General features: G+C 66.0%; 9 protein-coding genes. 6 read left to right on the top strand and 3 right to left on the bottom strand.

Annotated elements, in window-relative coordinates:
• Window positions 1–6: 6 nt before the first annotated feature.
• From CKO23_RS00620 to CKO23_RS00595, 6 genes are all read left to right on the top strand, one after another.
• Window positions 7–417, top strand: a complete 411-nt coding sequence (locus CKO23_RS00620) for an ExbD/TolR family protein (RefSeq protein ID WP_200327804.1) — start codon at window positions 7–9, stop codon at window positions 415–417.
• 2 nt (window positions 418–419) lie between these two features.
• On the top strand, window positions 420–1,382 hold the full coding sequence (locus CKO23_RS00615) for an energy transducer TonB (protein WP_200327803.1): 963 nt from the start codon (window positions 420–422) through the stop codon (window positions 1,380–1,382).
• Complete coding sequence (locus CKO23_RS00610; protein ID WP_200327802.1) at window positions 1,379–2,719, top strand: tetratricopeptide repeat protein; 1,341 nt, start codon at window positions 1,379–1,381, stop codon at window positions 2,717–2,719. Before CKO23_RS00615 ends, CKO23_RS00610 begins: the two co-directional genes overlap by 4 nt.
• Window positions 2,720–3,162: 443 nt before the next feature.
• Complete coding sequence (locus CKO23_RS00605) at window positions 3,163–4,371, top strand: HDOD domain-containing protein (protein WP_200327801.1); 1,209 nt, start codon at window positions 3,163–3,165, stop codon at window positions 4,369–4,371.
• A gap of 18 nt (window positions 4,372–4,389) precedes the next feature.
• The gene (locus CKO23_RS00600; protein WP_200327800.1) at window positions 4,390–7,398 is read left to right on the top strand and encodes a sigma 54-interacting transcriptional regulator; all 3,009 of its coding nucleotides are present in this window, start codon (window positions 4,390–4,392) and stop codon (window positions 7,396–7,398) included.
• A gap of 187 nt (window positions 7,399–7,585) precedes the next feature.
• Window positions 7,586–7,927, top strand: coding sequence for a hypothetical protein (locus tag CKO23_RS00595; protein WP_200327799.1), 342 nt, complete (start codon window positions 7,586–7,588; stop codon window positions 7,925–7,927).
• A gap of 53 nt (window positions 7,928–7,980) precedes the next feature.
• Here the strand turns inward: CKO23_RS00595 and CKO23_RS00590 are convergent, their stop codons facing one another.
• The 3 genes from CKO23_RS00590 to CKO23_RS26290 all read right to left on the bottom strand — a co-directional run bounded on the left by CKO23_RS00590 (window position 7,981) and on the right by CKO23_RS26290 (window position 12,224).
• Complete coding sequence (locus CKO23_RS00590) at window positions 7,981–10,029, bottom strand: S8 family peptidase (protein WP_200327798.1); 2,049 nt, start codon at window positions 10,027–10,029, stop codon at window positions 7,981–7,983.
• A 116-nt stretch (window positions 10,030–10,145) separates the two neighbouring features.
• The gene (locus CKO23_RS00585; RefSeq protein WP_200327797.1) at window positions 10,146–11,822 is read right to left on the bottom strand and encodes a S8 family peptidase; all 1,677 of its coding nucleotides are present in this window, start codon (window positions 11,820–11,822) and stop codon (window positions 10,146–10,148) included.
• Window positions 11,823–12,095: 273 nt separating this feature from the next.
• Window positions 12,096–12,224, bottom strand: a complete 129-nt coding sequence (locus tag CKO23_RS26290) for a hypothetical protein (RefSeq protein WP_274600177.1) — start codon at window positions 12,222–12,224, stop codon at window positions 12,096–12,098.
• Window positions 12,225–12,247: the final 23 nt, after the last annotated feature.

Below are 12,247 nucleotides of genomic sequence, written 5' to 3'. Positions count from 1 at the left end.
GAGTCCATGCGTCGACGCAAGCACCATTTCCGCGAGGAAGACACCGGCCTGGATATGACGCCGATGCTCGACATCGTCTTCATCATGCTGATCTTCTTCATTGTCACCAGCTCGTTCGTCAAGGAGTCGGGCGTGGACGTCAGCCGTCCGGCGGCCATGACCGCCGCACGCAAGGAGCACGGCAACCTCATGGTCGCCATCACCCGCGACAACGCCATCTGGATCGATCGCCACCAGGTCGAGATCGGCGCGGTCAGGGCCAGTCTGGAGCGGCTCCATGCCGAGAATCCGGAGGGCGGCGTGGTGATCCAGGCGGACAAGGCGTCCGCCTCCGGGCTGCTGGTGCAGGTCATCGATCAGGCGCGGCGTGCCGGCATCGAGGAGGTCTCGATCGCGGCCGAGCTGATTCACCAGTAGCCATGCGCCTGCTCGCCTCCGTCCTTGTCGCGGGTCTCGTCACCCTGGCGCTCTTCTATCTGATGCAGCGCATGATCGCGGGAGAGACGCGGCCGCCCGAGACGGTCGTCACCCTGGCTGCGGTGAGGTTGGTCGAGGTCGAGCCGGCGGCGGTGCCTGCCGACGCGGAGCCCTCCGATGCGGCAGGCTCGCAGCCTGCGCCCGAGGGCGCGACCCCGCCACCGGCGCCGCCGCCAGCGCCTCCCCTCGCCCTTGCCGATCCCCCGCCGCCGGTGAGCGACTTACCACTGGAGGCCAGCCTGCCCGAGCTGGCGCCGATCGAGCCTGGTGGCAAACCCTACCTCGGCGAGCCGGTGAAGCCGGTCGCGAAACGGGCGCCAACGCCCGACCGCAAGACGGCGGCGGCCGCTGAGCGGAAACAACGCCCGACCAAGGCGCGAGCTGCGAAGGAGCGCGCCCCGCCCGTCGCGAAGAAGCGCGCCGCTGCCGCGCCCAAGGCGCCGGCCAGGTCGTCGCGCAGCACGGCAGCCGCCAAGTCCGATCGCGCTCGGTCGGCCGCCGCCGACGCTGGCAAGGGTGCCGAAAGCGGCTCGGGTGCGGGCAAGCGCGGGTCTGGAAGCTCCCGCTCCAGCGCCGGCTCCGGATCCGGCCGCGCGGGCGCATCGGCTCAGGCTGGTCGCGGCGGCGGGACACGCGAGGCCGTCGCCATCAGCAAGCCCAGACCGGACTACCCGCGGGAGGCGGCAAGGGCGGGGCAGGAGGGCTGGGTCAAACTGGAGTTCACCATCACGACGCAGGGCCGGGTCGAGAGCCCGCGGGTCCTGTCCTCGCGTCCGCGCAAGGTGTTCGACCGCGCCGCGCTCAAGGCGATCCGCCAGTGGCGCTTCACGCCCAAGACGGTCGACGGGCGACCCGTGTCCAGACGGGCCACCCAAGTGATCGAGTTCTCCCTGGCGAACCGATGAAGCTGTCATCCGCGATCAGCCACCACTGGCCTTGCCAGCCCGCGCTCGGCATGGGCCGCTCATCCGCTCGCACCCCGCAGAAACGGCGCTCGGCCGGTGCCTTCGCGCCTCGAATCGCGCTGTCGGGCATCCTTCTGGCGCTTGCGCTCGCGGCATTGCCGCCGGCACTGAACGCCGCTAGCCCAGGACTCAGCGCCGCGACCCATGCGCGGCTGGCGGAGGTCCAGACCCTCATGGCGTCGAGGGACTATCCGCGCGCCTCGCGGCAGCTCGATGCGCTCGCCGCCGAGGTGCGCGGGGATGCCTATGCCCAGGCGATGGTCCTTCAGACCTACGCCTATCTCTATCGGGCCCAGGGCGAGCCCGCCAAGGCCATGGATGCGCTCACCCGATGTCTGGCCTTGGACGTCCTGCCGCGCGCGGTCTCCCAGGACCTGCGCTATCTCCTGGCCCAGTTGCAGCTGAACGCGGATGACAGCCAGGGGGCGGCGGACAGCCTGGACCTCTGGCTGCGCGTCGAGAAGTCGCCCAAGGCGGAGGCCTTCGCGCTGGCCGGCATGGCGAATGCCCGGCTTGGCCGGTATCGGAGGGCGGCCGACTTGTTGGAGCAGGCCCTCTCGCGCCAGCGGACGCCCCCGGAGGACTGGCAGCGGCAGCTGCTCGCGGTCTACCTGACCGAGGGCCGCTACGCGCCTGCCGCGCAGGTCCTGACGCGGTTGATCGCGGCCAATCCCAACAGCAAGGCCGACCTCCTCCAGCTCGCGGCAATCGACACCAAGCTCGGCGACCAACGGGGCGCCCTGGCCGCCTTGGAGCTGGCACGGCGGCAGGGTCTATTGGACCAGCCGGCCGAGCTGAGCGATCTGGCGGGCCGCTATCTGCGCCTGGGCATGCCGCTGCGGGCCGCGCAGCTGCTGGAGACCGCCATCGCGGACGGCGACCTGCCGTCGACCCGCGAGCACTGGGAGCGCCTGAGCGATGCCTGGCTGCGTGCCAAGGAGCTGCGGCGGGCGAGGGCGGCGCTGGGGCATGCGCTGGAATCGGATGCGGATCCCGCGCTGCAATTGCGGCGCGCGCGTCTGGCCGTCGAGGCGGAAGACTGGCCGGAAGTGCTCGCCGCGGTTGGTGCCGCGCTCCAGTCGCCTGGATTCGACCAGCCGGGCAGGGCGCATCTGCTCGCCGGTATGGCCCATGACGGCAGGCGCGAGCCGGATGCGGCGCGCGCTGACTTCGAGCGAGCCGCAGGCTTCCCCGACACGCGGGAGGACGCACGCGGCTGGCTTGCCCACCTCGATGCCGTGGCGGAGGCGGCCGACTCGGCGGCAAAGGATCGCTAGGCCGGCGAGATGCCTGCGGTTGCAGCCGGGGGCGGCGATATCTTCACAATCGCGTTCGCCTCAGCACCCAAGAAGGTGCCCCCTGGTCTGGTCTATCCTTGCGCTTGAGCGTGCAGAAGTGCCTGTCCGTGCGGGTGGGTCGTCACGAGCGCGAAAGACTCAAGGCGATTTCCGGAAATGATCTTACCCGAATAGATCCGGATCGGTAGGATGGGCAACGTCCGCGCTCTGGGCTCAAGCCCAGCCTCGACGCCAGACGGACGTGCCCATCTTGCAAGCCGCCGAGCTGGGATGATGGGCACGCCCCGCGACCCTCGGCACTCCGAAAGCAGCGCATCGCCAGGGCTTTGCCCATCCTACGGGATCGAAACCGCAGGTATGTTGTTTCCCGGAAATCGCCCAAACCCTTGGGCCGGCCTTGGCCGCTTTAGGAGGGATCCCCTTTGCCTGAAACACATCTGGTCTTCGTCGAAACCCAGGGTCGGGTGCTTGAGAGGATGATTCCGGAGATCCTCGCGGCGCACCCGGATTGGCATCTGGTGCGTGTCGCGGAGGCCAGCGCGGCATTTCAGCTCCTCGCGCAATATTCGGTTGGGGTCCTGGTTGCGAGCTTCGGCACGGACCGCGCGGGCTGTGAGCAGTTCTTCAAGGAAGCCAAGGCGCGGGACAGGGCCGTGATGCGGATGGGACTGATCTCGCCATGCGTGGACAAGTCGAGCCTGAAACCGCTCGACGAGGCCCATCAATGCTATGCCATCGACGTCTCGGCGGCTCAGCTTGGCGACGCCATCGAGCGTGCCTTGTCCCTGCGCGAGCGCGCACAGCGCAATCCGCGATTGAGAGACCTGCTTGCGGAGCTCAATCGACTCCCCACGCCGCCCGCGGTCTATTTCGACATTCGCGACGCGCTGCATCGTCCCCAGGGAAGCCTCAAGAGCATTGTCCCTCTCCTCTCCAAGGATCCGGCGCTCACGGCCAAGGTGTTGAAGGTGGCGAACTCGGGCTATTACGCGCTGCCGCGCACCATCGCCGACCTGCAAACCGCCATCACCTTGTTGGGTCAGGACACGTTGCTGGCGATCGTGCTGGCGGCGCATTTGTTCGATCGGCTCCCCTTGCCGGGCTTGAATCTCGACAAGCTCTGGATCCATGCGGTGGCGATCGCGGTCCTTTCCAAGCGACTCGCCGAGCAGGAGGGGCTGGCGCCATCCGTTGCCAGTGCCTGCGGTGTTGCCGGGCTGCTCCATGATGTCGGCCAGCTGATCCTGCTCGTCAACATGCCGACGGAGTATTATGGCGCGATCCGCGAAGCGGCCGGAGATGAAGAGCGCTTGCTGCTCATCGAGCGGGAGCGTTTCGGGGTCGGTCACCCCGAACTCGGAGGCTACCTGCTGGCCCTTTGGGGACTGCCCGATGCCGTCGTCCAAGCGGTGGCCGAGCACCATGAGTGTGATGACGAGCGCATCAGGCTGCGGCCATTTTCGGAGCGGGTGGTGGGTGTCGCGGAATGGCTGCTGCAACGCTACAGGACCCAGACGGACGCCGCGCGGTCACTCGGTTGCCCAAATTGTTTGACCGATCAGGAGGCCAGCCGGATGGGTGACTGGTGGTCGTCGCTCGACGCGCTCGTCGAGCAGCGGGTCATCGGCTGATCGAAGAGGAGCCCCTTGATGTACATGACGGCGGTCCTGCGGCGCCATCTGGAGTCGATCCGTCGGCTGGCTGGCGCAGCCACCGCGAGCCTCTTCCTACCGCCGGATCCGCGTCTTGGCACCAGAGCCCTGCTGCTGCACGTGGGAGACGCCGATCCGGTGCCCGAGCTTGCAGACGATGGCTCGGCGCAGCAGCTGCCCGCAATGGTTCCAGCCGAGGACGCGCGCGGCAATCAAGGGGCGCCATTGGCCGTTGTGGCGAGCGTCTCGGGTCAGGGTTACCTCGTGCAGCTGTGTCACGCTGGAGACCAGGTGCCCTTCGCGGCGGAGCCGGAGCCGAGGACGGTGCCTGCCGAGCGTCGTGGGCGTCCCCAATCGCATGGCTTGACGCCGCCGCGAGCCTGTCTCTGGATTGGACTCAGCTTCGAGGACATGGCCCTGGCCGCGGCCTCTCTGATGGCTGTCAGCGCTTCCCGCGCGGGTGGTGATCGCTCGCCGCATTGTCTTGCAGCCAGCATGGCGTTGAGCGGGCCACTGATTCAATCCCTTTACAGCGTTTCCTGTCTCTTGCGTGACGCCGTGACGGATCTTCCGGGGCGCATGCAGTTTCAGACGACGCTCTCGAGCGGGCTCAAGGTCTGTCTGCAAAACGGGCAGTCACTCGGGTTGTTGTTGGTCAATCCAGACGACTTCGGACTGGTGAACCAACGTCTCGGACGTGAGCGCGGTGACGCCGTCCTCGGCGAGGTTGCGGCGCGGATGCGGCTGAATCTGCGACGCTCCGATCACCTCTTTCGCTACGGTGGCGCGGTTTTCGCCGTCCTGCTACAGGACAGCGAGGCCGATGGCGTGAAAGAGGTCGCCAGCAAGTTGCGCGCCGTCATGGGGCAAGACCCCTATCTGCAGGGCTCGGTTCGGCTCAGTTTCAGCATCGGGATCTCCACCTACCGGCCGAGTGGAGCGGACGCGAGCATCGAGCCGGGCTTGCTGCTGCGCTGGGCGGATGCGGCGCTCAATCAGGCCAAGCTGTCCGGCGGCGGTCGTGCCATTCTCTGGGATTCCGCAGGCGCCGCGAAGACCGTGGGAAACCTGGATCGCTTGTCCGGCATCTTCACGGCGGACACGGAAAAGGACTATCGGAACATGCTGCTGCTGTGGGACACCGTCACCTTCGTGTCCGCCAGCAATGAGCCGAAGACCATCGCTAGCGCCTTCGTCAAGCGGCTCGGGGACATCTTCAAGCCGGGGCGGATCATCCTCTTCGGCGAAACGGCGGAGGGGGCGCCCGTTCCATTGGCCAGCCTCTCGCATGATCCGGATGGGTCGCTGGCGGACCATACGCTGCCAAGCGGCGACCGCTCGGATGCCCAGCGCGAGCTGATCGCGAGCGTGCGCGCCAATCGCAGCATCGACCGCATGCGCTACACCGCCGTGGTCGGCCCGGCCAAGCGCGAGCGGTCCTTCATCGCTTACGCAACGCCGATGCTGGTGCGAGACACCTACGTGGGCTGTCTCTATCTGGAAGGGCCGGAGGACGAGATCAACCTCGACTCCTCGGATCTGCTGTTCCTCAATGCCCTGACCAACCAGGTCGCCGTTGCCCTGGACCAGGCGCGACTCGAGCGTGAGCGGGCGAGCGAAAGGGACCAGGAGCGCGTGCGGCTCAAGGACGAGGTGCGCGGCCTGCGTCAGGTCCTGCAGTCGTCCAAGTTGCTCTATCGCTCCGAGCAGATGCAGCATCTGCTCGAGACCTTGGGAAAGGTCGGCCCAACGGACGTGACCGTCCTGATCTCCGGCGAGAGTGGAACCGGCAAGGAGATGCTCGCGAAGTACGTGCACGAGACGAGTCCACGCCGTGACAAGGCATTCATCACCGTCGACTGCGGCGCGATTGCGCCGAGCCTGATCGAGACCGAGCTGTTTGGCCGCATCAAAGGCGCCTTCACGGGCGCGGACAGCGCGGCGCGCGGGCGCATTCTGGAGGCCGGTGGCGGCACCCTCTTTCTCGACGAAGTGGGTGAGCTGCCGCTGGAGGTGCAAAGCAAGCTGCTGCGCTTCGTGCAAGAGAAAGAGATCACCGCCGTCGGCGCCACGCGCTGGCAAAAGGTCGACGTGCGCATCGTCGCGGCCACCAATCGCGACCTGGCGAACGAGGTGGCGCAGGGCCGATTTCGCCAGGATCTCTTCTATCGGCTCCAGGTGTTCGTGGTGCGTTCGCTGCCGCTGCGCCAGCGCCCGGACGACATCCTTCCCTTGGCGCGCGGCTTCTTGGAACGCTTCTCGCTGCAGTACGGCAAAGGCCCGCGTCGCCTGACCCCGGCCGCCGAGGAGGCCATGCTCGCCTACCCGTGGCCGGGCAATGTGCGCGAGCTGCAGAACAAGATCCTCCAGGCCATCGTCGTCTCCAACGGTGAGGAGATCGACGCCTCGCTGCTAGGTCTGACCGCCTCGCCATTCCAGATGCCGCGGGAGTCACCCCTGATCTCGGCAGATCCGGCAAGGGCCGGCCCGGCCGCCGAGACTGGCGTTGATTGGCCTGGAGGCGCCGCGGCGGGTGGGGTGGGAGCCACGGATGTGGATCCCTGGGAGGCTTTTCGCCGGGAATCGAGCGCGCAGGTGTCGCGGGCGCTGTCCCGCTCGCCGCGCAAGCCCGATCCGCTTGGCCGCTGGATCAATGAGGATCTGGTCATGCTGGCCAGCGAGACTGCGGACTCTGTCGCCAGGCAGGCCGCATTCAGGCTGGGCATGGCGGAGTCGAGCTTCCGGCGGCAGTTGCAAAAGGTGGAGACCGAGGCCAGGCTGGGCCGCCTCGCGCGCCCGGCGAGCTGGGATTCGATGGGGCCAATCCTGATGCGTCTGCTCGAGGATCGCGGTCCGACCCAAGACGAAAACCTCGTGATCCGGGCACGGCAGGCATTGCTGGCGGAGGTCGTGGTACAGGTGGGAGCCAAGGACGGCCCGGCAGCCGCACTCATGGGCGTGACCCCGGTGACCTACCGGCGGTGGAAGGACGATCTTCAGACCTAGGAGCCTGTCTGACTTAGGCAACCCTTGGGAAATAACCTACCAGCGATTTCCAGAGACGGTTTCCCTGTAGGGTGGACAAGCGCAGCGCAGTCCACCAACGACAGCGCGGGATTCGGTGGACTTCGCTCTCGCTCGTCCACCCTACCGGTCCAACTGATGATCAAGGCCACGTCCTGATTTGAGCCTGGTGACGAAGCTCCAGCTTCGTCACCCGCGAGACGAAGCTCCGCTTCGCGAGTTCGAGGATCAGCGCCTGGATCGACCGAATCAAGGGCCGGAAGCCGCCGACGTCGTGAAGCAGAGCTTCATCGCTGAAGTCACGAAGCTGGAGCTTCGTGACCAGAAAACCCTGACACGTCTGCTCGAGGATTACGGTGCGGCCCAGGACGAAAACCTCGTGATCCGGGCACGGCAGGCATTGCTGGCGGAGGTCGTGGTACAGGTGGGAGCCAAGGACGGCCCGGCAGCCGCACTCATGGGCGTGACGCCGGCCACCTACCGGCGCTGGAAGGACGATCTGCAAGGATAGCGCCGGCCACCGGTCCAGCGGTCGCCAGCTTGCATCGATGGCGGCGCGCGGTCCTATTCCTGGGGAACCCAAGCGTTGATGGCCGCTGCCTCGTTCAAGGTCTTGGTCCAGAGATAGCCGTTGTTCAAGAGATTGACCTTCGACCAGAGATAGCCATCGCTTTCAAGGTCGGTCTTGGACCAGAGATAACCCTTGGACCAGAGGTACCCCTTGGACCAGAGATAGCCCTTCGACCAGAGGTAGCCCTTGGACCAGAGGTAGCCCTTCGACCAGAGGTAGCCGTCCATCCCTATGATGTAATAGTCGCCGTTCTCATCCTGATTGGCGCGACCGAGGAAATGGTTGTCGCCCGACAGATCGGTGGCGATGTCGAGATCCTGGTTGGCGCAGTCCCAGGTCTGGTCGTACACGGCGGCGTAGGCGTCCACCAGCCCAGCGCCTTGCTGGAAGATCGAATAGGCGAGGTTGCCGCTGGCGTCGACCCGCGGACGCGCGGAGGCCATCAGCCGGCACTTGACGTCGTCGGGAGTCAGCGTCGGGTCGGCCTGGACGATGAGCGCCGCCACGCCGGAGACCACGGCCGCGGACTGCGAGGTGCCGGACATGGTGAAGTACTCGTCGGCGTCATGGAACTCGGGGTGCCGCTTGCCGAGCCGCTTGTCCTTGCTCATGAGTCCGCGGATGTGTCCGCCTGGGGCCAGGATCTCCGGCTTGACGAAGCCCTCCACGGTCGGACCGGCCGAGGAGAAGCTGGCCAGGGTGTCGTCGCTGGCGTCAGCCGGCGTGACGCTGTCGGTCATGGCCCCGACCGTGATGACATAGGGGACATTGCCGGGCACGCCGACGGTCATGGGGTCGGGTCCCTCGTTGCCGGCGGAGGCCACCACCACGATGCCGGCTTGCCAGGCGGCCATGACGGCCTGGTTGAGCGGGTCGTCCCAATAGAAGGACTGGGGCTCGGCGCTGAAGGAGAGGTTCAGGACGCGGATGTTGTAGGCGTCCTTGTGGGCGACCACCCAGTCGAGCGCACGGATGGCGTTCGCATAGCTGCCCTGGCCATCGTCGTCGAAGGCGCGCACCCCGATCAGGTTGGCATTGGGGGCGATGCCGTTGAACTCGCCGGACTTGCGGCGGCTGCTGACGACGATGCTACTCACATGGGTGCCGTGACCGTTGCCGTCGCTCTCCTTCTTGTAGTCGAGCGTCTTGTTCTCGATGGCGTCGTACTGGGCGAGGATGCGCTCGTTGCCGTAGGGGTCCTCACTCAGGTAGACGGACTTGTCGCCCCAGATGCCGGTGTCGATCACCGCCACGCCGACGCCTTTGCCGTCGATGCCCTGCCAGTGCAGATCCTCGGCATCGACCAGTGTGGCGATGTAGCTGCGCTTGGCGTGCTTGTCGCTGTCGCCGGCGAAGAGCACCTCCGGCGGGGGCGGGAAGTCGATCGAGCAGCCATCATTGAAGAAGAGGCGCAGCTCGTAGCCCTGCTGATCCGTGACCGGGTGCTCCTCGAACTTGATCTCGATCTTCTCCTTGCCACCGGCCTTGAGCTTCGCCTTGTCGGCGGCGATCTGCCACTGCGGACGCGCGAAGGTGGCGGAGACCCCAGGCATGGCTCCTTTGAATAGTTTCTCGTGGAATTTCAGCTCCTCGATGTCACCGTTCGCCTTCGGCCAGATGGCCACGACGCTGTTCAGATAGCGATCGACGGCACCGTTGTTGTAGACCTCCCACTCGATCTTGTCGCCGCCGATCTTCATCAGCGGCTCCGCATTCAGATAGCGACAGTCCGGCTCGGCGCTCGCGGAGGAGGTGCTGAGATCACTGTCGGCGTAGATCCGGCGAATGCCATCGCGCTCTTTGATCGCCTCCAGTTGGGTAGGGCTCAGGCGCGCACCCACGGCCTTGATGATGCCGAGCTCATGGGTGACCTCACCGCCGACGGATTGCACGGCGGCCGTCAGGGCGGCGAGATCACTCCCCTGAATGATGACTGCGCGCTGCTCGCTTGGCTGTTCCGACTGGATGAGCGCCGCGGCGCCGAGAAACGCCAACGCGAGCCCGCTGACAAGGGCCGTTTGCTTGAGTTTGGGGGTCATCATTGCTTCGTCACTCTCGTTTCGTTCCATCAATGATCTGATCCGTGAAGGAGATCTGATCCGTGAAGGAGCCGCCTGGATCGCACCAAGGCATGGCTCCTGCGGTGAGGTCTGGTCGACTATTCCTGCGGCACCCAGGCGTTGATGGCGACGGACTCGGTTGCCGCATCGGCCCAGAGGAAGCCGTCCGCCCAGAGGAATCCATCGGCCCAAAGGAAGCCGTCCGCCCAGAGGAAGCCATCGGCCCAGAGGAAACCATCGGCCCAGAGGAAGCCGTCCGCCCAGAGGAACCCGTCCGCCCACAGGAAGCCTCCGCTATAGAGCATGCCGTTCGGCTCCCGCGGATCCTGGATGTAGAGGTGTCCCTCGTCGTCTACCCGCACCGGGCCGGCGTAATGCGCGCTGCCGGCACGGTCGGCGGCGATGTCGAGGCCGCGGTTGGCGCAGCCGCTGGCGGTGCTGTGTGCGGCCGCGTAGGCGTTCACCAGACCAGCGCCCTGCTGCAGGATCCCGTAGCCGGGCGTGCCGTCACCGGCGATGGCGGCGTGGGCCGAACTCATCAGTCGGCACTTGAGGTCGTCCGGGGTCAGGCTCGGGTCGGCCTGCAACATGAGGGCCGCGACACCGGAGACGATCGCGGCCGACTGAGAGGTTCCGGACATCACAAAGAGATTGTGTTGGTTTGCCAGTCGGGCGTCATTGTGCTGCTGCGCCAATTTGTACCAATGCGGCATGGTGGCGAGGACATGGCCCCCTGGGGCAACCAACTCCGGCTTCACGAAACCCTCATGGGTTGGCCCGGCCGCTGAGAAGGTGGTCAACCGGTCATCGCTGGGATCATCTGGCGTTTGACTGTCAGTCATGGCGCCCACTGTGATGATATAGGGCAGGTTCCCCGGCACGCCGACGGTCATGGGGTCAGGGCCGGTATTGCCAGCGGAGGCGACGACCACGATGCCTGCCTCCCAGGCGGCCATGACAGCCTGATTCAAGGGGTCTTCCCAGTAGTGGGAGCGCGCCGGTGCGCTGAACGAAAGGTTGAGGACGTCGATGCCATACTGCTCCTTGTGGGAGACGATCCAGTCAAGCCCGCGGATCACGTTGGAGTAGGTGCCCTGGCCCTTGGCGTCGAAGGCCCGCACTGCCACCAGATTGACATTCGGAGCCACGCCGTGGACCTTGCCGGTGTAGGACGAGTGCTGGGTGCTCGCGATGACGCTGGTCACGTGCGTTCCATGCCCGTTCTCCTCGTAGGTGATCTCCGGCCACCAACCGGGTGGCAGGGTGGCGTCGAAGGTCGCCGTCAGACGGTCGCGGCCATTGAGATCTTTTCCGACGACCCCTGGCCAGTCATAGCGCCAGATACCGGTATCGAGCACGGCCACCGTCACCCCGCGGCCGTCGATCCCTTCCGCGTGCAGTTGCTCGGCACCGATCCGGTCCGTGTAGTGGGTATCCGGTATCAGACCGTTGTTGACGTCGTACTCGTAGAACTCGAGCGTGCTCGTCTGCACCGGTTGGTCCGCATAGAGGCGCAGGGTGGCGTCGCTGTGCTGTAGGGCGGCATGCTGCGACGCCGTCAGTTGCGCGGTCACGGCATGGATGATCCCGAGCTCATGGGTGATGGTGCCCCCGGTGGCGAGGACCGCCGCCCGCACCGCCTGCAGGTCCTGACCCTGGACGATGAACGACTGGGCGTCGCCGCCTCTGGGCAGGAAGGTCAGGGCGGTCGCGCTGAGCAGACCGAAGCCGGCGAGCAGCCCCAGTCGTTTAGATCTTTGCGTCTGTAATGGCATGTGCTGGTTCCTGATTGAAGTCGATGACTGTGAGTGAAGTCGTTGAATGTGAGCGGTGACATCCGAGCCATTCCGGCCAGGTCGATGGAGCGTGCGTTCAGTGCGGGGCAGGGGTGCCTGCCCCGTATCCTTCACGCCTTTCGCTGCTCAATCGGAGCCTGACTGGGAAGCCGCATTGTCGTGTCAGGCACTGATGGGATGCCTCAAACGCATCGAATCGGTGCCTGCGTGAGCTAACGGCCGCAAGGCCGTGTACTCCAGCCCATAGCCGCGTTATTCCTGATTGACCCAGACATTGACGCCCGCCGTTTCGGTCAGGCTCTTACTCCACAAATAGCCGTCGTTCCAGAGATTGCCCTTGCTCCAGAGATAGCCGTCCAGCACCCAAGATCGCCAGCCCAACGGCGGTTGCCAACGTTGTTTGT

The sequence above is a fragment of the Thiocystis violacea genome (assembly GCF_016583565.1).
Taxonomy (GTDB): domain Bacteria; phylum Pseudomonadota; class Gammaproteobacteria; order Chromatiales; family Chromatiaceae; genus Thiorhodococcus; species Thiorhodococcus violaceus_A.
Note: the sequence above shows the minus strand (reverse complement) of the source record. Positions and strands in the feature narration are given on the sequence as shown.